Raw genomic sequence first — 19777 nt, forward strand, 5'->3', positions numbered from 1 at the left:
TTCGGCTGTTTGTTCAATAAGGCAGCGAACTGCTTTAGAGCGCGAGTCGAACTACGGCTACTCTGGGTAAAACGCAATTACTCCATCCTGGACGGAGGAAACCTGCGGGGTAGTGACTTAAGGAGTGTTCCTTTTTATTGCTCAGTCAACGAATTGACGATGGTGCGGAGGTGGCGTGCTAGACACATTAATTAATCTTTTTTGCGGCATTTTATTGACTTTCCTTGTCCGGACACTCGGTGATGGGGTGTGATTTTGAGTGTAGGAACAAATGTGAGAATTTTCCTGTTTAACCGGAAAACCTTTTTCGAATAGACGTAGGAAAGGGGGACAAAGAAGGGGTGGCAGGGCGCACTAAGTGCCCTGCCACTGGGGCTTTCGCGGGATCAGAAGTTGCCTTTTAAACTCACGGTGAAATTACGCGGTTCACCGTAGAAGTTGCCCCAGGAAGCGGTGCCCACGGTTTGGTAATAATTTTTATCGAACAGGTTGTTGCCATTCAACGCCAAGGTCCAAGTGTCGTCCACACGGTAGGCCAATCGTGCACTCCATATGGCGTAGCCGGGCTGTTCGAGCTTGATGCCCTGCAAGCGGTAATTGCTGCTCTGGGCATTCACACCGGTGCCGACACTCCACTTCGACAGGGCGCCGTCGAGCTGGTAGTCGCCCCACATCCGCAGCATGTGCCGTGGCACGTAGCTGTTGGACACACCACCCTCCACGGCGCTGTCGATATTCTTCAGCGATTTGGTCTGGGTGTAGGTGTAGCCACCGGAAACCTGCAGGCGATCGAGCAATTCGCCACTGACCTCGGCCTCGACGCCCTGCGCACGTACTTTGCCTTTATCGGTGTAGCAAAAGCCGTCGGCCGAACTGCCGCATTGGGTGGTGTAGTCGGTTTCGGCGCCGTTTTTCTCGACGGCACGGAACAGCGCCAGGGAGCTGTTGAGACGCCCATCGAACCATTCGCCCTTGATGCCCAGCTCATAGTTGTCACCGATCTTCGGCTTGAGCGCCGCGCCATCGACCGTGGCATAGGAGCTTTGCGGCTGGAAGATATCCGCGTAGCTGGCGTACACCGAAAGGTGTTCGTTGAGGTCGTAGATCACCGCTCCGAACGGGGTGACCTCACCGGTTTCCCGGGTGCGCGCATCCTGCACGGCCCACTCGCCCCAGGCCAGGTTATTGGACTGGCGCCGGTTCTCGTACCAGCTCACGCGGCTGCCGAGGATCACCATCAGCGGTTCGGCCAGGCGCAGGCGCAAGGTGGCATAGGTACCGTACTGGGTTGCGGTTTCCTTAACCGTGCCGCCGCGGTACATGTTGGGCCAGAACGTGTCGTTGGCCGGTTCCGGGAAGTGGTGATCGGGCTGGTAGATGCTCTGGCGGGTGGGCAGGTTCTGGATCGCGTACACATCGTCCTGGGTGCCTCGGCTGCCGTTGGCGCCGATGATCAACTCGTGCTCGAGGCCAAAGGCTTCGAACTTGCCATCCACATAGGCATCGAGGCCGAAATCCCGGTGGTCGTAATCCATCAATGCCGCATACGAGTTGGCGGTAGGGGCCGGGTTGCCGTAGGCGATCGTGCCTTCGCTGGCGGCATACTTGGTGTCTTGCAGGTTGCGGCTGTGCACCGCAGCGACTTTGATTTTCCAGTCATCGTTGAAGTGATGGGTGAGGTCGGCGAAGAACGTGGCGCGCCGGCTTTGCCAGTCGTTCCAGGCCTGGCCCAGGCAGGTGGAGCGGCTCAGGTGGGCGCTCTTGCCGTCGCTGTAGCGGGGCAGGCCGCCCCAGCAGGGTGTGGCGTCGACATCTTCATAGCTGGCGCCCAGGCCCAGGGTAGTGTCGGGGGTGAGGTCCATGTCCAGGGCGCCGTAGAAGGCCTGGTCCTGGCGCTTGTGGATGTCCATATAAGAGCCGCGATTCTGTTGGCTCACCGCCGCGCGGCCGCGCACGGTACCGCTTTCATTGAGCGGGCCACCGGTGTCGACGTCGGCGCGATAGTTGTCCCAGGTGCCGGCCGACAGGGACAGGCTGGTGGTGGGTTTTGCCTGGGGGCGCTTGCGCACGAAGTTCACCGCGCCACTGGCGGTGCCTGCACCCTTGAGCATGCCGGCTGCGCCCTTGAGGACTTCGACCCGGTCGTAGATGGCCATGTTGGCGGTGAAACTGTCGGCTTGGACGTAGTCCTTGCCGATGTCCAGCGGCACGCCGTCGTACTGGTACTGGCCGAGCATCTTGAAACCGCGGGAGTAGAAATATTTCCCTCCCATGGGCGATTCATAAGTGGTGATACCCGGGGTGCGCTCCATCACGTCGTCGATGGTGGTGACGTTTTGGTCGTCCATCAACTGGCGGGTCATCACACTCACCGACTGCGGTGTTTCCCGCAGGCTGTGTTCGCCTTTGCCGATGGTGACGGCGCCCGTGGTGTAGGAACCGGTGCCGTCAGTAAGGGCGCCCAAGCGGTCGCCGGTCACGGTGGTGGCCCCCAGGTTCAAGGCGCCGGATTCGGCCAGTTGCGGCAACAACAGCCAGGTGGTGCTGCCTTGGCGCTGGGCTTGCAACCCCTGGCCGCGCAGCAGTTGGCCCAAGGCCTGTTCGCGGTCGAAGCTGCCGTCGAGGCCCTGGCTGGTTTTACCGGCAACGCTGGTGGCGTCATACGACAGGCTGATGCCGGCCTGGCGGGCGAACTGGTCAAGGGCGCTGGCCAAGGGGCCGGGGGCAATGTGCCAATCGCGCGCCTGGTTATCCGTGGCCGAGGCCTGGGCCATTACGGCCGGGGGCAGGGCGCAGGCGCCCAGGCAGGCGCCGAGCAAGGCGGCCTGCACGGCGCGCTTGAGAGGGGAACGTGGGGAGGGGAACGCTTGCATGACCGCGGGGTGCTCCTGAAAGAAGGGGATGGAACCGGCCTGTTAATCGGCCTTTCCTTACAGGTCGAACGGCAATGCGAATTCACCTCATTTATTTTTTGGACATTAAACCCGGGGTGTAACGGTGACCCAGAAACGGCTGCGATAGTTGAGGCTCACCGGCAGCGATTGCGCCACCAGTGTCAGCACTTGGTCGGTGTCCGCCAGTTGGTAGGTGCCCGACACCCGCAACCCGGCGACCGCCTCACTGCAGCGCACCAAGCCGTTGCGGTAGCGGGCCAGTTCGGTGAGGAAGTCGTCCAGGCGCATGTTGTGTGCGCTGATCACGCCATCGCTCCAGGCCCAAGGGTCCAGGCCGTTGGCGAGGGGGGCGTAGAGGCCGTTCGGGTTGAACAGGATGTGTTCGCCTGGTTTGAGTAGTTGGCGGGCATGGGGGCTGTCGCTGTGGGCGTACACCGCCACCTCGCCCTGTTGCACGGCGAGCAGGGTGCCTTTGGATTCCTCGCGCACCAGGAACCGACTGTTGAGGGCGCGCAGGTATCCGTCGCGTGTCTGAACCCAGAACGGTCGGCTATCGGTGCCGGTGTGTACCAGCATCTCGCCCTGGCGCAGGTGTACCTGTCGCCGTTGCGCGTTGAACGTCGTGTCGATGGCCGTGGCGCTGTTGAGCAGGATATTGCTGCCATCGCTTAATGCTACCCAGCGTTGCTCGCCGGTTGCGGTGCGATGGTCGGCCATCAGGGCGGGCAGGGGCGTGTAGTCGCGACCGAACCACGCCAGCCCCGTCGCACCGGCAAACAGGCCCAGCAGCTTCAGGCCCTCGCGGCGGCTGATGCGTTGGCGTGCGCCGTCGAGGGTGTGCCGACCAAGCTGCGCGGGCAGACGGCTGAAATCATCATTCATTGTCGCCACGCGTTGCCACACCCGCTGGTGCTCGACGCTGGTTTGCAGCCATTGTTCGAATGCGGCGGTGCTGGCGTCATCGGCAATGTTGAAGCGCAGCGTGATCATCCACTGGATAGCCTGGTCTACCAGGCGCGGGTCAGCATTCGGCATAGCGCAACCGATAGCAGGCGTGCAGTGCCTTAGACAAGTCACGTTCCACCGTCGCCCTGGACACGCCCAGGCGCAGGGCGATTTGCGCGCAGGTCAGGCCGTCCAGTTGCGCCAGTAAAAACGCTTCGCGCACCCGTGGCTTGAGCTGGTCGAGCAGGCGGTCGATGCGCTCCAGGCTGTCGAGGATCAGCAACCGGGTTTCTTCCGAGGGCACCTCGACTTCCGGGAAGTGGGCGAGGCTCTCGAGGTAGGCACGTTCCAGCTCGCGACGACGATACTGATCGATCATCAGGCTGCGCGCGATGCTGCTCAGGTAGGCGCGCGGCTGCTGCAACGTCTGTTGTTTGCGTGCGTTAAGCAGGCGCACGAAGGTTTCCTGGGCCAGGTCGGCGGCGTGTTCACGGCAGCCGGTGCGACGACTCAACCATCCGCGCAGCCAGGTGTGGTGGGTATGGTAGAGCTGGCCGATGGCGGCATGATCCAGAGGGTGGTCGCTCGACATGGAGGTCCTGGCACAACAGGCTTAATTGATAATGTTTCGCATTCTAAGCGTGACTTATGGCAATGAGCAATCAGCCATGAACAATGTATCCAGCACAATTTTTTGTTTGCCCCACGTGTGCGGATTAATCTCCGGGGTTTCTCGGTGGAGGGCTTGAGCATGATCGACCTGGCGACCCTGGCGGTGTTTTGCGGTGCAGTCTTGTTGCTGCTGTTATCGCCGGGGCCGAACATGGCCTTTGTGATCAGCCACGGTGTTTCCCACGGCTGGCGCGGTGGCATGGCCGCGGCCCTGGGCATCAGCGTGGCCGACCTGTTGCTGACGGCGTTGACCGCCACGGGCGTGACGGCGCTGGTGGCAAGTTGGCCGCCGTCCTTTGATCTGATCCGGTATGCGGGGGTGGTCTACTTGCTGTGGCTGGTGTTCAAGACCTTGCAGAAAAGCCCTGCGCCGGGTACTGATCAGGTCAACCCTGTGCCACTTGGGCGGGTGTTTATGCACGCCACGCTCAACAGCCTGCTCAACCCGAAGGCGTTGTTGTTTTTTGTGGTGTTCCTGCCCCAGTTCGTGCAACCGCAGGCGGGGCCCATTGCCCTGCAATTGTTGATGCTCGGCGGGGTGCTGACGTTGATTGCCACGGTGTTTCACAGCGTGTTGGGCATGTTCGGTGGCGCGTTGAGCCGGTTCTTTTCCAGCCGCTCCCAAAGCGTCTGGCTGCAAAAATGGGGGCTGGCGACCGTGCTGATGGTGCTCGCGGCGCGATTGGCGTTGATGTCCCGCCCAACCTGACCCGGCAAAACCTGGCCGCCGCGACCCCCCTGTAGGAGCCGGCTTGCCGGCGATCGCGGTATATCAGTTTCAGAGAGGCTCGCTGACGTTACGCCATCGCCGGCAAGCCGGCTCCTACAGGTGTTGTCAGCCCAGACGCGCAGCGGCCCGTGCGACGATTTCGCCACGGGTCTTGCGCGATTCGGCGGTGCGTTTGCGTGCTTCTTCCAGCACATGCTTGGGCGCGGTCTCAGGGCTGCCCGAATCGAACGGCGGCGCCGGTGCGTATTCAATCTGCAATTGCACCAGTTGCGCGGCCGCTTCGCTGTACAGCTCGGCCGCCAGGGTCAGGGCAAAATCGATTCCGGCGGTGATGCCGCCACCGGTCAACAGGTTGCCGTCACGTACCACACGCGCCTGCACCGGGATCGCGCCGAGCGGGGCGAGCAGGTCGTGGTAAGCCCAATGAGTGGTGGCTTTGCGACCGCGCAGCAGACCCGCCGCGCCCAGCACCAGCGAACCGGTGCACACTGAGGTCACGTAGCGCGCGGTCTGTGCCTGGGCCTTGAGGAAGTCCAGGGTGTGCGGGTCTTCCATCAACGCACCCACGCCGGCCCCCCCCGGCACGCAGATCACATCCAGGTTCGGGCACTCGGCATAGGTCATTGTCGGGGTGAACACCAACCCGGTGCTGGACGTGACCGGCGCCAGGTCCTTCCACACCAGATGCAGCTTTACGTCGGGCAATGAGCCGAGCACGTCATACGGGCCGGTGAGGTCGAGTTGCTGGATACCGGGAAACAACAGAAAGCCGATCTGCAAGGTCATGAATGAAGCTCCGATAAAGGGGTGGACGGCTTTACTGTAGAGGCCTAGGCTTTGGCGAATACGCCATTGAACCCACAAATCACGCCAATCATGCCCCGACTCATCCACGTACTCGCTTTCGACAATGCCCAGGTGCTCGACGTAACCGGGCCCCTGCAAGTGTTCGCCTCCACCAATGACCTGGCACGCCAACGCGGGTTGCCGCTGCCCTACGCGGTGTCGGTGATCGCCGCTCAATCAGAGCCGGTGAAAACCTCGGCTGGCCTTGCCCTGGTGGCCGAGCCGCTACCCGCCGTCGACCAGCCTTGTGACACCCTGGTGATCGCCGGTGGCTGGGGCGTGTACGGCGCTGCCGAAGACCCGGCGCTGGTCGACTGGGTACGCGAAAAGGCCCGGCATACCCGGCGCATGGCGTCGGTGTGCACCGGTGCGTTCCTGCTGGCGGCCAGTGGTTTGCTCGACGGTTGCCGCGTGGCCACCCACTGGACGCGCTGCGAAGAACTGGCGCGCAAGTTTCCGTTGCTGACGGTGGAGTCCAACCCGATCTTCATCCGGCAAGGCGCCATCTGGACCTCGGCCGGAGTCACCGCAGGCATCGACCTGTGCCTGGCCCTGGTGGAAGAGGACATGGGACGCGCCATCGCCCTGGAAGTGGCGCGGCACCTGGTGGTGTTTCTCAAGCGTCCGGGGGGCCAATCGCAGTTCAGCGTGGCGCTGTCCCTGCAAAAGGGCGACAGCCGTTTTGCCCAGCTGCACGCCTGGATGGCAGAAAACCTCACCCTCGACCTCAACATCGCCACCCTGGCCGCCCAGGCGGGCATGAGTGAGCGCAGCTTTGTGCGCCACTACCGCGCCGAGACCGGCCAGACCCCGGCACGGGCCGTCGAGCTGATCCGCGTGGAAACCGCACGCCGGCAATTGGCGGACAGCAGCGCGTCGATCAAACGCATCGCCGTGCAGTGCGGTTTCGGCTGTGAAGAAACCCTGCGCCGCAGCTTTCTGCGGGCCTTGTCGGTGACGCCCCAGGCTTACCGCGAGCGATTTTCACCGGTGGCATAGGCATGTAATGCCTGCAGCGCTTCAAGGGTGATCTGCGGCGCTTCCTGGAACACATTGTGGCCAACGCCCGGCAGCACCTGGCGGCGATAAAAGCTGGTGAAGTGGTCCACGTCGTCATCTTCCATCGGCGCCGGGCCCACGCCATCGTCGGCGCCGCACAAGGAAATGCTCGGCACCGTAATCGGCGGTTTCAGCGCCAGGGCTTGTTCAATGGGCTCCAAGGCCGGGTCGCCCGGGGCGTACATGAAACGGTGGCGGTACGAATGAATCACCACCTCGACAAAATCCGGGTTATCGAACGACGGCGCCGTCTTGGCATACAACCCCGGGCCCTCGGCCCAGGTCGGCGACCACAAGCGCCACAACAGCTCACACAACTCGCGGCGGTTGGCGGTCAATCCGTCCACGCCGCGCTGTGTATGAAAGTAGAACTGGTACCACAGCCGATGCTCCGTCTCCGGCGCCCTGGGCTTGAGTGACTTGGCAATGTCCTGGATGTTGTACCCGTCCCCGGTCACCAGCGCGCGCACCCGCTGCGGCCACAGCGCCGCGACGATGCACGCCGCACGCCCACCCCAGTCAAAGCCGACAAGGGTGGCTTGGGGGATCGACAGTGCATCCATGAAATCCAGCAAATCCGTGGCCAGCGCCGCCTGTTGCCCGGAGCGCATGACCTGCTCACTGACAAACCGCGTCGGGCCATACCCGCGCAAGTACGGCACCAGCACCCGGTAGCCACGCTCGGCCAGCACTGGCGCGATCTCGTCATACCCGCGCGGGTCATAGGGGAAGCCATGCAACAGGATCACCGGCTCGCCATTGGCGGGGCCGTGGGTCTCATACGCCACATTGAGCATCGGGGTGCGGACATAAAGCCGCGAAGCAGTTGGACTCATGGTGGGCTCGAACGCAGTAGCCGAAGGTGCACAGACTTTAGCTCAAACCGATGACGGCGCGTGGTGCGGTTTAAGGCAGGGGGGTTACTTGTCTAGGCCCACTTGGCGTAATCCGATGCAATTACCCCAAGGGTCGCGCACTTGGCATATCCAATCGCCGCCCTCGATGGCAAGCGGGCCGCGATACAGCGTCGCGCCCAAGTCCTGTAACCGTTGTACCGCCAGGGGCAGGTCTTCCACTTGCCAATACACCACCGATCCCGCCGCTCCGCACGCCACCTTGCTGTCGGCATTGACGATCTCGAGCGCTACGCCTTCCACGTCCAGATGACCAAAGTCATCGGGCTCGTGATAAATACGCTTGGCCGATGGAAAGGCACCTGCATACCACGCGGTTGCCGTACGCCAGTCAGGGACATGGATCAGCACAGAAATAATGGGCATCAACCGAATAGCACCTGCGTTGGCTGGAAGGGTAGGTGGACATCTACTTGAATTCGCGCGGTCATGTTCTTTCCTTCGAATGCCGGGCGCGGTGAATGGCATCGCTATCCTTATGTGCTGCTTATTCTTTGTCTAGCCATTCCCGCTCAACAGCCCCAACACCATGAGGTCATGTCGCTGGCCTTGCCAGAACCCGGCTTCTCGCAATGTTCCTTCAAGCGCGAAGCCCAGGCCATGCAATAAGGCGAGGGAGGCTATGTTTTGTGGGTGCACCAGGGCTTCCACACGATGCAACTGCAGGTGAGAGAAGCCCCAATCGAGAATCGCCCGCAGCGCTTCGCTCATCAACCCTTGGCTACGTGTTGCAGGTGCCAGTTCGAAGGAGAGGGCGCAGCTGTTCCAACTGCGATTCCATTTGTAGAGGCCGCAACTGCCGATCAGATGACCTGCATGCTCGATCCCCCACCGTGTGCCTGGATTGGGCTGGGTGCGCCATTGGGCAAAGGTCTCGATCAGGGCCTGGGCTTGGGCAGGGTGGGTCATGGGCTCTGCGCCGAACCAGCGCATGTGGTCGCTATCACTGTGAATGGCAAACAAGGCTGGCGCGTCGCTCGCCACCAATTCCCGCAGAGACAGGCGTTGCGTCGAAAGCGTGGGAAAAGGGCTCATGGGGTTATCGCTGCGATGACCTGATCGCGATCCACCACCTTTCCAAAATGATGCCGCCACAAATCCACCCCCAATTTTCCCGACCGATCCAGCGATGAGCCCACCGTCAAATCACTGATCAACGTCGGCTGCAACCCGGCATCAAACAACGCAAAACCCGCCGCCAGCACGCAGGTGTCGGTCTGGATGCCACACACCAACACACGTTCAGGCGCCAGGCTTTTGAGGTAGGCGATCGTCTCGGGCGTGGGTGCATAGCCGTGCTTGATGAAGATGCGATCCGCCTCAATCAGGCTGTGGTCGTCCGGTGCGGGCTGCCAGCCCAGTTGGCGGGCGAAGGGGGTGATGCTTTCGTCGTGACGTTCCACGGTGGCCACCGACGGCAAGTGGCCGAGCAGGGCGTTGATGCCGTCGATTAGCCACGCGGGCGAATTGAAGGACGGTTGCACGTCGATGATCAGCAGTACCTGGCGCATTGCAGCTCCTGAGGGCGGCCCGAGGGGCTGCCCATTGTGCACAGGCCGCCTCAGGGTTGCCAGGTGGTCTTCTCCCCGCTGAGTTTGCGGTCCAGAAAGGTCGCCGCGCTGATCAATGCCAAATGGCTCAAGGCCTGGGGCGTGTTGCCCAGGTGCCGGGCCTGGCTGTCGAACTCTTCGGCGTACAAGCCCAAGGGGTTGGCGTAGCGCAGCAACTGCTCGAACTCCAGGTGAGCCTTTTCTACTTGCCCGGCGCGGGCCAGGCATTCGACGTACCAGAACGAGCAGGCGGCAAACGCGCCTTCGGTGCCTTGCAGGCCGTCGATCTGGCTGTCGTCGTTGCGGTAGCGGTAGACCATGCCGTCGCGCACCAGGCTTTTCTGGATCGCTTCCAGTGTGCTCAACCAACGCGGGTCGGTGGCTGCGACAAAGCGCACCAACGGCATCAGCAACATCGAACCGTCTAGCGCCGTGCTGCCGATGTGCTGCACGAAGTGGCCGCGTTCTTCATTCCAGAAATTGCTCCAAATGTCGGCATAGATGGCTTGGCGCGTTTCATCCCAGCGGGCGAAAGGGGCGGGCAGCGAGCGTTTGGACGCCAGGCGGATCGCACGGTCCAGCGCCACCCAGCACATCAGTCGCGAGTGCAGGAAGTGATGCTGTTCGCCGCGCATTTCCCAGATGCCCACGTCCTGTGTGTTCCAGATCTCGCAGACCTGGTCGGCGACTTCCACCGTGTGTTTCCAGCCCTGGTGGGAGATGGCTTCGCCGTACTTGTTGACCAGGTACACCGCGTCCATCAGCTCGCCGTAGATATCGAGTTGGATCTGGTCGAACGCCTCATTGCCGATGCGTACCGGCTGGGCGCCGCCGTGGCCACTCAGGTGCGCAAGCGTGGCTTCGGGCAGCTCCTGGCGGCCGTCGATGCCGTAGAGGATGTTGATTTTGGTCGGCTGGCCACAGCAGTCGCTGACCCGGCCCTTGAGCCAGCGCATATAGGCGTTGGCTTCCTCGACAAAGCCCAGGCGCATGAACGCATACACCGTGAATGAGGCGTCGCGGATCCAGGTGTAGCGGTAGTCCCAATTGCGCTCGCCGCCGGGCGTCTCGGGCAGGCCGAACGTGGCAGCGGCGATGATCGCGCCGTGCTTGCGCGAGGTCAGCAGCTTGAGCGCCAGGGCCGAGCGGTTGACCATTTCACGCCAACGCCCACGGTAGTTGGATTGGGCGATCCAGCCGCGCCAGAACTTCAAGGTGTGCGCCAGGGCGAGGTCGGTGCAGCGGCTGTCGACGCGTTCGTCGTCTTCACCGCCGAGCACAAACTCGGCGCCTTCGTCCTGGGCCAAGGTGAAGGTGGCGACGGCTGCGTCGTCTTCGATCTGCAACGGCTGGCTGCTGGCGAGGAGGAGGCCGGGTTGGCTGTCGGCAGTGAACAGCACCTTGGCGTCCACGGCGCTGGCTTGGGTAGGCGTGCGCGCATAGTCATGACGCACGGCGCAACGCAGGTGGATCGTCGCCTTGCCGCTGACCACCCGTACCCGCCGCACCAGCAGCGGCAGGTCGTCGATGTCTTCACTAATCACCAGCAAGTCGGTGATTTCCACCACGGCTGCATCGCTGAGCCAACGGGTTTGCAGCACGTTGGTATCGGGCAGGTAGATCTGCTCGCGGCGGGCGTTGGGCAGGTCGGGGGTGAGTTGGAAGGCACCGGCCTGGGGCGTGTCCAGCAGCGAACAGAAGATCGACGGGCTGTCGAACTCCGGCCAGCAGAAGAAGTCGATGCTGCCCTTGTCGTTGACCAGCGCGGCACTGCGCATGTCGCCGATGATGCCGTGGGCATCGATGGCACTCTGAGGTTCGTTGTTGAAATCAACCATTGCCACGGAACTCCGGATACAGGCTCATGCCGCCATCGATGAACAGGGTGCTGCCCACCACATAATCAGAAGCATCGCTGGCCAGCCAGACCACCGCGTTGGCGACGTCTTCGACATCGCCCACACGACCGTAGGGGATCAGCTTGAGCAGTTCTTTTTCGGCTGCGCCTTCGGTGGCGGCGCGGTTGATTGCGGTACGGATCGCCCCGGGCGCAATGCCGTTGATGCGGATACGTTGTTCGCTGACTTCCTGGGCGAGGGTGCGCATCAACATTTCCACGCCGCCTTTGGACGCCGCGTAATTCACGTGCCCGGCCCAGGGGATCACCTGGTGCACCGAACTCATGTGGATGATCTTGCCGGCCGCCCGCGACACACCGTCACGCACACCCTGGCGGTTGAAAATTCGCACGGCGGCGCGGGCGCACAGGAACTGGCCGGTGAGGTTGACGCCGATCACGGTGTTCCAGTCGTCGAGCGTCATGTCGACCAGGTTGGCGTCTTTCTGCAGGCCGGAATTGGCCACCAGGATATCCAGGTGGCCGAAGGCATCGAGGGTTTGAGCGAACAGGCGTTCGACGTCGGCCTCTTTGGACACGTCGCCACCAAGGGCGATTGCCCGCCCGCCGCTGGCGTTGATCTGCGCCGCCAGGGCTTCTGCCGGCGCTGCCTGGGAGTTGTAATTGAGCACCACCGCCGCACCGGCTTCGGCCAGGGCCTTGGCCGCGCCTGCGCCGATGCCGGAACTGGCGCCGGTGACCAGGGCCACTTGTTGCTGCAACGAAATCTGCATCGCCCACCCACCGTTTTATGAGAGTCCTTTCAGCTGACTGGTGCGGCGCCGTGGAAGTTCACCGCCCGGTTCAAACGGCATATCCCGCCTGAGTTTCTGGATCTTCAGTGTTCGTCGGTAAGGCCGATACGGTGGGAAATCCCTCGATATCCTTGGCGTATGAATATTTCTCGTATTTGGTTTTCCGGCATCCGCACCCTCAACACACCTTCGCAACATCAGCCGCAAGGGTTATCCGTCGAGGAATACCTCACCGTTCTCTTTGAGACGCCTGCGTTGGAGCCTGGGTCTGTAAACGTCATGCTGGGTGAGAACGGGGCTGGAAAATCAACGATCATCGACATGATCAGGGCGTTGCGGTATCCGGAGGTTTTAGCGTCGCTTCCCCGGGAGAATCCTCCCATGCAGAGTTTTCCAACGTTTAGTGTCGAGTTCTCCAATGGCGAGCGCTGGAGTTATCTCTTCGCGTCAGGTGCAACTGACCATTCCAGTGAGGCTTTGCGTCATGTGCGTTGCAGGCAACTCTTGACTCCCCCTCGGATGTTAAGCGGCAGGTGGTATCAGTCATCTGCTCAGGGGAGAGGCTCGCTCCGGCAACTGACAGTGTTGGGTGAGCTCTATAAAGACGCTCCCTTCAGCCCGCTGCCGCGCTTTTTCAGTTGCGCCAATATTTGTTATCGAGGGGTGCCCCAACAGACAGAGATTTTTGATGCGGATTTTGTCCGGGAACTGAATAACATCCGTCAGTACCTCTGTGGCTTGGCGTTGGTCCCGCGAGCCGACGAAATGGGGCATGAGATGCTCAACGACATTTCATTTCACCTGAGTAAAGAGGGCGTCATCGGCGTCTGGCTCGATGATGACCATCGCATGTCCAATGAACTCCAGGGGCATTGGCTGCCGTCTGGCTGGAAGACCTTTGCCTGGATCGTGAGTTGGCTGAGGAAGTGCCCGGAAGGTGCCGTGTGTTTGATAGAAGAGCCTGAGATCCATCTGCACCCGACCCTGATGCGTTATTTGATGGAAACGCTGATCCAGGTTTCCCGTGAGCGATCACAGCAACTGTTTATCAGTACTCACTCTGCCTCACTCATCAATAGTGCGAGCAAGGAAGGGTTGAAGATTTTTCAGAGCTACGGCACTTACATTGACTGTAAGCCTGACCTGAGCGAGGTGCTCGATCGCATGGGATACATGGCGTCGGATATCTTGCAGGCAAACTGTGTGATTTGGGTCGAAGGACCTTCGGATCGCATTTATCTGAACCACTGGATTACTGGCATGTCGCCCGGGTTGCGTGAGGGCATTCACTATTCAATTATGTTTTACGGTGGGCGATTGCTCAGCCATCTCGCGGGCGATGAGGACGACGATGGCAACATCGAGGACTTGATAAGTCTGGTCAGGTTGAATCGTCACTCGGCCATTTTGCTCGACAGTGATAAAGATAGCCCCTTTAAAGAAATCAATGCAACGAAGCAGCGCATAGTCACAGCATTCAGTCATCACCCGGAGCGGTTTGTCTGGGTGACTGAGGGGCGTGAGGTGGAAAACTATTTGGATGCCCAGCAATTAGAGGCGACTGTCAGAGCCGTTCACCCTTCGGCTGTACGAACAGGTGGGGCGAGCATGTGGGCAAATCGGCTTCACTACAAAAAAGCGAATGCTCGCAAGAGCCAGTCCGCGAACAAGGTAAAGGTCGCATCCACTTATGTAGCTGCTTACCGACCTGACTATTCGCCGCTCGATTTGAACGCAAGGATTGAAAGCCTTTGTGAGTTCATCAAGCGTTGGAACATTGGGTGAATGAACTGCGGCTGAGTGCAGGCGGGCAGACGGTTCCTCCTGAAGCTGGCCCCAAACGAGAACTCTGGTAGGGCGACAGGTAGCAATTGCTCCACTTAATAGGAAGCATTACTATTCACACCCCCGCCTTCCCAGTGCACCCGCGATGATTCCTCAGCCGCCCCGCAGAACAGGCTTTTTCGAGCATTACGAAGAGTTGATCGGAACCTGGACGCGCCGCCTGAGAAACCGTCAGCAGGCCGAAGACCTGGCCCACGACACCTTTGTGCGGGTGCTCGAGTCGCGTTCGACCGAGGTTGAGCAACCGCGTGCCTATCTGCATCAGACGGCGCGCAATATCGCCGTTGACGCCTACCGCCGCGAAGACCGTCGCGAGACGCTGGCGCTGGAAGCCCTAGAGCAGAGTTCGCCCCACAGCGGCGACCCGGAGCATTTCATGCACGCGATCCAGTTGGCGGACTCCATCGAGCGGGCCTTGGCCGAGTTGCCGCTCAACTGCCGCAAGATTTTCATTTGGCAGAAAATCGAGGGCCTCACCCAGCAGGAAATCGCCGTGCGCCTGGGCCTGTCCAAGAACATGGTGGAAAAGTATATGATCCGCACCCTGCGGCATCTGCGTGACCGCCTGGACGCGATCGCCCCATGAACCCAGCTCGCCCTGAAACAGGACCTTCCATGATGGATAGCCGTGCCCGCGACGAAGCCGCGCAATGGTTTGTACGCCTGCAAGACGGCCCGTTGAGCGGTGAAGAGCGCCAACGGTTTGATGCCTGGCGCGCGGAGCAGCCTGCGCATCAATATGAATTCGATGTGCTGCAAGGGCTGTGGAGCGCCACCGATTTGCTGCCCAAGGCCCGGTTGCAGGCCCTGTGCGAAGCGCCGGTCGAGCGCCCCAAACGCCGTGCCCTCCTGCGTTATGCGGTGGCCGCGAGTGTGGTGGCCGTCGCCCTCGGGCTGGGCCTGTTCAGCGGCCTGGATCATCCCAAACCCTACAGCGCCGAATTCAGCACGCGCCTGGGCGAGCATCGCCAGGTGGCGCTGCCCGACGGCTCAGTGATGGACCTCAACAGCCGCAGCGTGGTCGCCGTGCACTATGAAAAAGGCCGGCGCGGTGTGGAGCTCAAACAGGGCGAAGCGATGTTCAGCGTTGAACATGACACCAGCCGCCCCTTCGTCGTGGCGGCCGGGGCAGGGCAGGTGACGGTCACCGGCACGCGGTTTGACGTGCGCCGGGATGACGACCAGACCCGCGTGGTGGTGGAGGCCGGTACGGTCAAGGTACAGGGGCGTTCTGCGGACCAGAGCGTGACGCTGACGGCAGGCCGGGGCACGCATATCGATGCACAAGGGCAAGTCGCCGCAGCGTACGCCGTAAATGCCGATGAGTTGACCGCCTGGCGTACGGGCAAGCTGGTGTTCAACAACGCCAGCCTCGGTGAGGTGGCACGGGAAGTGTCGCGCTATCGCGAGCAGCCATTGCGGGTCAGCACGGCCGCGGTGAGTAACCTGCGTTTGACCAGCGTGTTCAAGTCCAGTGACACCGACGCCTTGCTCAAAGCCCTGCCGCACATCCTGCCGGTGGCCTTGCGCACCTTGCCGGATGGCAGCCAGGAAATTATTTCACGCTGACATTCAGGTTTTTTCCGAGTTCTTCGTCTTCTCCTGCAACTGCAACTGGTTTGCATTAACAGCCGCATACTCTTGCGATCACAGGACTAGGTTCGACGTGAAAAAACTCGCCGTGAAAAACAATAAAGTCTCCCGCTGGGCGCCCCTGGCCCTTGCACTGGCCGTCAGTGCCGCGCTGCCCGAAGCCTATGCCGATGACGGGATTCACATCCGCGCCCAACCCCTGGGCGCAGCGCTGAGCCAACTGGGCCAGCAAACCTCCCTGCAAGTGTTCTTCAGCCCCGACATGGTCGCCGGCAAGCAAGCGCCTGCGGTCGACGGCAACCTCTCGCCTGAACAAGCCTTGCGCCAATTGCTGCAAGGCAGCGGTCTGGACTACCAGATCGATGCGGGCTCCGTGACCCTGCGCCCGCTGAGCAGCGGCACCGGTGAAGCCGGCTCGCCCCTGGAGCTGGGCGTCACCGACATCAAGGTGGTCGGCGACTGGCTGGGTGATGCCAACGCCGAAGTGGTGCAGAACCACCCGGGCGCCCGTACCGTGATCCGTCGCGAGGCGATGGTGGAGCAGGGCGCGATGAACGTCGGCGACGTGTTGCGCCGTGTGCCGGGTGTGCAGGTGCAAGAGTCCAACGGCACCGGCGGCAGCGACATTTCCCTCAACGTCGGTGTGCGTGGCCTGACGTCGCGCCTGTCGCCACGTTCCACCGTGCTGATTGACGGCGTGCCGGCCGCGTTCGCCCCCTATGGCCAGCCGCAACTGTCGATGGCGCCGATCTCTGCCGGCAACCTGGACAGCATCGACGTGGTGCGTGGCGCCGGTTCCGTGCGTTATGGGCCACAAAACGTCGGTGGCGTGATCAACTTCGTGACCCGTGCGATTCCCGAGAAATTCTCCGGCGACGTCGGCACCACCCTGGAAACCTCGGCCCACGGCGGCTGGAAGCACATCGAAAACGCTTTCGTCGGCGGCACAGCCGATAACGGTATTGGCGCGGCGTTGCTGTACTCCGGTGTGAAGGGCAACGGTTATCGCAGCAGCAACAACTCCAACGACATCGACGACGTGATCTTCAAGACCCACTGGGCGCCGACCGATCAAGACGATTTCTCGCTCAACTTCCACTACTACGACGCCAGCGCCGACATGCCCGGCGGCCTGACCCAGAAGCAGTTCGACGCCAACCCGTACCAATCGGTGCGTGACTGGGACAACTTCAGTGGCCGCCGCAAAGACATGTCCTTCAAATACATCCGTCAGATCGACGACCGTACCCAGGCCGAAGTGCTGACCTACTACTCCGACAGTTTCCGTGGCAGCAACATCGCCAACCGCGACCTCAAGACCATCGGCTCCTACCCGCGCACCTACTACACCTTCGGCATCGAGCCGCGTGTGTCCCATGTGTTCGACGTGGGCCCGAGCACCCAGGAAGTCAGCCTCGGTTATCGCTACCTCAAGGAGGGCATGCACGAGCAGGCCAGCAGCCTGAACCTGGTCAACAATGTGCCGACCCCGGGCGGCCAGAGCGATGGCCATGTCTACCAGGACCGCACCGGTGGCACCGAAGCCAACGCGTTCTATATCGATAACAAAGTCGATATCGGCAAGTGGACCATCACCCCGGGCATTCGCTTCGAAGACATCCGTACCGAATGGCATGACCGCCCGGTGGTGGCCCTGAACGGCACGCGCACCCAGGAAAAACGCCGCGAAGTTCACAACAACGAACCGCTGCCGGCCCTGAGCGTGATGTACCACGTCTCCGATGCCTGGAAACTGTTTGCCAACTATGAAACCTCCTTTGGCAGCCTGCAGTACTTCCAGCTGGGGCAGGGCGGCACCGGCGACCAGACCGCCAACGGCCTGAACCCGGAGAAAGCCAAGACCTACGAGATCGGCACGCGCTACAACGACAGCGTCTGGGGCGGCGAAGTGACGCTGTTCTACATCGACTTCTCGGATGAACTGCAATACGTCAGCAACGACGTGGGCTGGACCAACCTGGGCGCCACCAAGCACCAGGGGATCGAGACCTCGGCCCACTATGACCTGTCGAACCTCGACCCTCGCCTGGACGGCCTCACCGCCAGCGCCGGTTTCACCTACACCAAGGCCACCTCCGAGGGCGACGTACCGTTCAAGGGCCGCGACCTGCCGCTGTACTCCCGTGAAGTGGCAACCCTGGGCCTGCGTTATGACGTGAATCACTGGACCCACAACCTGGATGTGTTTGCCCAGTCCGCCCAACGTGCGCCAGGCACCGGCACCACCTACATCACCCAGGGCACTGCCGATGGCCAGTACGGTGATATCCCGGGTTATGTCTCGGTCAACGTGCGCAGTGGGTACGACTTCGGTGCGCAACTGTCGAACCTGAAACTGGGCGTCGGTGTGAAAAACGTCTTCGACCAGCAGCACTACACCCGTTCCAGCGACAACAACGCCGGGTTGTACCTGGGCCAGCCGCGCACGTTCTTTGTGCAGGCCAGCGTCGGGTTCTGATCCGTCATCGACGTGAACAATCGCAGCCCTCGGGGCTGCGATTTTTTTTGCGTGTCTTTTGGCCTTGGAACGGTTTATGACGAAATGCCACAGAGGTCACATCCACCGGCTTGATGCTGCCGGCTGTCTTTCAGACTCAGAGTCAGGTCCAACCGATGACTGCTACCTCGTTTCAATCCTCGCAGAGGATCTGTCGTGAGCCTTTGTGCGGGGTCGGTGCAGCAGACACGCCCACGGCCAAGGGAGATGTCGCCCTGCCGGCGCCCCTGGTGCTGCCCAGTGAACATGCTGCCCAGGCCCGTCGAATGAAAGCCTTTGTCGGGCAGCGCAAATTCCAGGCCCCGGTCGCCGATGACTTCTCCCGGGGCATGCTGCCCACCGGGCAACCTTGCACGTCTCGCAGCAAACCGCCGAAACCCGCAGGTTTTGCGTTGGCAACGCTGATCAGTGGCTTGGCGGCCTGGTGGCGTGGACACCGGTGGGGTTAACCCCACGGCCCGATTTTTTACATATTGAAATTGGTATTCGTGCGTTATCCGGAACTGTCGGGTTTAGCCAACCACATACATTGCAGCTCGACCCACGGGACCGATTTCCTGATCCCAGCCATTTCGATGGCGCTCATCGGGTCAGTACGCATAAGAGAAAAGTTGGAGAAACCGCATGACTATCGAGGGTTCACTGCCTCACGTTTGGCCAGCCGTCCTGGGCGGTTCGGTGCCAAGACCTGCCGAGCCTCCCCCCACGGCCCCAGTTGGCAGTTGGAACGACGCAGCCGGGGCCACCTGGGTTCAAGACCTTGCCGGGGATAGCGCACCTCGCAAGCCAGCGCTGTTGCGCACAGCCTTGTCGACTCGACACCTGCGTGCGCTGCAGAACCCTGCGGTCGCGCGGGCGAACTGTTCGCAACCTGGAGCCCTCTCGACGGACAAGCAATTGGCCGCCACGTTGGAAAAAGGCTATGACATGTTGCATCCGTTTCTGAAAGACGGGCGCTTGACCCGGTCTTCGCTGCAGCAGGTTGCCGCCCTGAGCCTGGGTGACAACGATGCGTTGGATCGGGTGATCCAGGTCGCCAGGGAGATTCTCCAGCGCCCACGGTTGAGCGATGCAATCTTGAGCAGCGAGGGCGATATCACCCGCGACAGCCTTCGGGCCGCTACCGCGTTGCAAGGTAACAGCTCTCCAAGCGTGTACAGCCAGGATCCCTTCCATGCCCAAGGGAATGCCCAGGTGGTCCAGGCGTTTCAAGGTTTGTTCGAGCAGTTGAGAGACAAGACCAAGGATCGCACCTATTTTTTCGAGCCCCACCAGTTCGTCGAAATCGTCACGCTCAAGGCAGTGATGCAAGACCCTTACGACGTCGATCCACAAGGCGAGGCCGTGCTGGAACCGTCGACTGGCATGCCCCGGCCGAAATACAGCGAGCTGTGTGTCTATACCGCAAAGAACATCATCGAACGCCCGGGCCTGTTGCGTTCGCTGGAGCGCGCCAATGGCGCCCGGCTGTTCGGTCCGCCTTACCAGGAAGGCTGGCTGAGCAACAAGAGCCTCGATCGCTGGCTGGAGCAGGATGAGGCTCACAAAACGAAGTGACG

General features: G+C 61.5%; 17 protein-coding genes. 7 read left to right on the forward strand and 10 right to left on the reverse strand.

What is annotated here, in order from left to right:
* Nucleotides 1-386: 386 nt before the first annotated feature.
* The 3 genes from AC07SU_RS11050 to AC07SU_RS11060 all read right to left on the reverse strand — a co-directional run bounded on the left by AC07SU_RS11050 (nt 387) and on the right by AC07SU_RS11060 (nt 4431).
* The gene (locus tag AC07SU_RS11050) at nt 387-2873 is read right to left on the reverse strand and encodes a TonB-dependent siderophore receptor (RefSeq protein WP_494997020.1); all 2487 of its coding nucleotides are present in this window, start codon (nt 2871-2873) and stop codon (nt 387-389) included.
* A gap of 105 nt (nt 2874-2978) precedes the next feature.
* A complete protein-coding gene (locus AC07SU_RS11055) occupies nt 2979-3929 on the reverse strand; it encodes a FecR domain-containing protein (RefSeq protein WP_494997021.1) in 951 nt (316 codons plus the stop codon).
* Nucleotides 3916-4431: a sigma-70 family RNA polymerase sigma factor gene (locus AC07SU_RS11060; RefSeq protein WP_494997022.1), complete on the reverse strand. Its 516-nt coding sequence runs from the start codon at nt 4429-4431 to the stop codon at nt 3916-3918. The genes AC07SU_RS11055 and AC07SU_RS11060 overlap by 14 nt, the downstream gene beginning before the upstream one ends.
* 159 nt (nt 4432-4590) lie before the next feature.
* Between AC07SU_RS11060 and AC07SU_RS11065 the strand changes: the two genes are divergently transcribed.
* Nucleotides 4591-5220, forward strand: a complete 630-nt coding sequence (locus AC07SU_RS11065) for a LysE family translocator (RefSeq protein WP_494997023.1) — start codon at nt 4591-4593, stop codon at nt 5218-5220.
* 126 nt (nt 5221-5346) lie between these two features.
* Here AC07SU_RS11065 and inhA read toward each other — a convergent pair whose 3' ends face one another.
* The gene (gene inhA / locus AC07SU_RS11070; RefSeq protein WP_494997024.1) at nt 5347-6027 is read right to left on the reverse strand and encodes an isonitrile hydratase; all 681 of its coding nucleotides are present in this window, start codon (nt 6025-6027) and stop codon (nt 5347-5349) included.
* A 90-nt stretch (nt 6028-6117) separates the two neighbouring features.
* Here inhA and AC07SU_RS11075 point away from each other — a divergent pair, with 90 nt between their 5' ends.
* Nucleotides 6118-7086, forward strand: coding sequence for a GlxA family transcriptional regulator (locus AC07SU_RS11075; RefSeq protein ID WP_494997025.1), 969 nt, complete (start codon nt 6118-6120; stop codon nt 7084-7086).
* On the opposite strand, the gene AC07SU_RS11080 is transcribed toward AC07SU_RS11075, so the two are convergent.
* The 6 genes from AC07SU_RS11080 to AC07SU_RS11105 all read right to left on the reverse strand — a co-directional run bounded on the left by AC07SU_RS11080 (nt 7056) and on the right by AC07SU_RS11105 (nt 12241).
* Complete coding sequence (locus tag AC07SU_RS11080; protein WP_494997026.1) at nt 7056-7982, reverse strand: alpha/beta fold hydrolase; 927 nt, start codon at nt 7980-7982, stop codon at nt 7056-7058. The genes AC07SU_RS11075 and AC07SU_RS11080 overlap by 31 nt on opposite strands.
* Before the next feature lie 84 nt (nt 7983-8066).
* Nucleotides 8067-8426 carry a VOC family protein gene (locus AC07SU_RS11085; protein ID WP_494997027.1) on the reverse strand — a complete coding sequence of 120 codons (360 nt, stop codon included), beginning with the start codon at nt 8424-8426 and terminating at the stop codon, nt 8067-8069.
* 132 nt (nt 8427-8558) lie between these two features.
* Nucleotides 8559-9095, reverse strand: coding sequence for a GNAT family N-acetyltransferase (locus AC07SU_RS11090; protein WP_494997028.1), 537 nt, complete (start codon nt 9093-9095; stop codon nt 8559-8561).
* On the reverse strand, nt 9092-9571 hold the full coding sequence (locus AC07SU_RS11095) for a cysteine hydrolase family protein (protein ID WP_494997029.1): 480 nt from the start codon (nt 9569-9571) through the stop codon (nt 9092-9094). Before AC07SU_RS11095 ends, AC07SU_RS11090 begins: the two co-directional genes overlap by 4 nt.
* A gap of 50 nt (nt 9572-9621) precedes the next feature.
* Entirely contained in the window at nt 9622-11448 is a 1827-nt protein-coding gene (locus tag AC07SU_RS11100; protein ID WP_494997030.1) for a glycoside hydrolase family 15 protein, read from the reverse strand.
* On the reverse strand, nt 11441-12241 hold the full coding sequence (locus tag AC07SU_RS11105; protein ID WP_494997031.1) for a glucose 1-dehydrogenase: 801 nt from the start codon (nt 12239-12241) through the stop codon (nt 11441-11443). Before AC07SU_RS11105 ends, AC07SU_RS11100 begins: the two co-directional genes overlap by 8 nt.
* Before the next feature lie 159 nt (nt 12242-12400).
* Between AC07SU_RS11105 and AC07SU_RS11110 the strand changes: the two genes are divergently transcribed.
* The 5 genes from AC07SU_RS11110 (at nt 12401) to AC07SU_RS11130 (ending at nt 19775) form a co-directional block, all read left to right on the forward strand.
* A complete protein-coding gene (locus AC07SU_RS11110; RefSeq protein ID WP_494997032.1) occupies nt 12401-14047 on the forward strand; it encodes an ATP-dependent nuclease in 1647 nt (548 codons plus the stop codon).
* A gap of 145 nt (nt 14048-14192) precedes the next feature.
* Nucleotides 14193-14693, forward strand: coding sequence for a sigma-70 family RNA polymerase sigma factor (locus AC07SU_RS11115; protein WP_176999320.1), 501 nt, complete (start codon nt 14193-14195; stop codon nt 14691-14693).
* A gap of 32 nt (nt 14694-14725) precedes the next feature.
* Nucleotides 14726-15676: a FecR family protein gene (locus AC07SU_RS11120; RefSeq protein ID WP_494997033.1), complete on the forward strand. Its 951-nt coding sequence runs from the start codon at nt 14726-14728 to the stop codon at nt 15674-15676.
* A 97-nt stretch (nt 15677-15773) separates the two neighbouring features.
* Nucleotides 15774-18179: a TonB-dependent siderophore receptor gene (locus tag AC07SU_RS11125; RefSeq protein ID WP_494997034.1), complete on the forward strand. Its 2406-nt coding sequence runs from the start codon at nt 15774-15776 to the stop codon at nt 18177-18179.
* 846 nt (nt 18180-19025) lie between these two features.
* Entirely contained in the window at nt 19026-19775 is a 750-nt protein-coding gene (locus AC07SU_RS11130) for a type III secretion effector protein (protein WP_494997035.1), read from the forward strand.
* Nucleotides 19776-19777 lie beyond the last annotated feature (2 nt).

The organism is Pseudomonas sp. GW821-FHT05H12, from assembly GCF_059419385.1.

Excerpts from the sequence above, each read along its gene's own strand:
- AC07SU_RS11050 (WP_494997020.1), bottom strand. The coding sequence starts at position 2,873 with ATGCAAGCGTTCCCCTCCCCACGTTCCCCTCTCAAGCGCGCCGTGCAG.
- AC07SU_RS11055 (WP_494997021.1), bottom strand. The coding sequence starts at position 3,929 with ATGCCGAATGCTGACCCGCGCCTGGTAGACCAGGCTATCCAGTGGATG.
- AC07SU_RS11060 (WP_494997022.1), bottom strand. The coding sequence starts at position 4,431 with ATGTCGAGCGACCACCCTCTGGATCATGCCGCCATCGGCCAGCTCTAC.
- AC07SU_RS11065 (WP_494997023.1), top strand. The coding sequence starts at position 4,591 with ATGATCGACCTGGCGACCCTGGCGGTGTTTTGCGGTGCAGTCTTGTTG.
- inhA (WP_494997024.1), bottom strand. The coding sequence starts at position 6,027 with ATGACCTTGCAGATCGGCTTTCTGTTGTTTCCCGGTATCCAGCAACTC.
- AC07SU_RS11075 (WP_494997025.1), top strand. The coding sequence starts at position 6,118 with ATGCCCCGACTCATCCACGTACTCGCTTTCGACAATGCCCAGGTGCTC.
- AC07SU_RS11080 (WP_494997026.1), bottom strand. The coding sequence starts at position 7,982 with ATGAGTCCAACTGCTTCGCGGCTTTATGTCCGCACCCCGATGCTCAAT.
- AC07SU_RS11085 (WP_494997027.1), bottom strand. The coding sequence starts at position 8,426 with ATGCCCATTATTTCTGTGCTGATCCATGTCCCTGACTGGCGTACGGCA.
- AC07SU_RS11090 (WP_494997028.1), bottom strand. The coding sequence starts at position 9,095 with ATGAGCCCTTTTCCCACGCTTTCGACGCAACGCCTGTCTCTGCGGGAA.
- AC07SU_RS11095 (WP_494997029.1), bottom strand. The coding sequence starts at position 9,571 with ATGCGCCAGGTACTGCTGATCATCGACGTGCAACCGTCCTTCAATTCG.
- AC07SU_RS11100 (WP_494997030.1), bottom strand. The coding sequence starts at position 11,448 with ATGGTTGATTTCAACAACGAACCTCAGAGTGCCATCGATGCCCACGGC.
- AC07SU_RS11105 (WP_494997031.1), bottom strand. The coding sequence starts at position 12,241 with ATGCAGATTTCGTTGCAGCAACAAGTGGCCCTGGTCACCGGCGCCAGT.
- AC07SU_RS11110 (WP_494997032.1), top strand. The coding sequence starts at position 12,401 with ATGAATATTTCTCGTATTTGGTTTTCCGGCATCCGCACCCTCAACACA.
- AC07SU_RS11115 (WP_176999320.1), top strand. The coding sequence starts at position 14,193 with ATGATTCCTCAGCCGCCCCGCAGAACAGGCTTTTTCGAGCATTACGAA.
- AC07SU_RS11120 (WP_494997033.1), top strand. The coding sequence starts at position 14,726 with ATGGATAGCCGTGCCCGCGACGAAGCCGCGCAATGGTTTGTACGCCTG.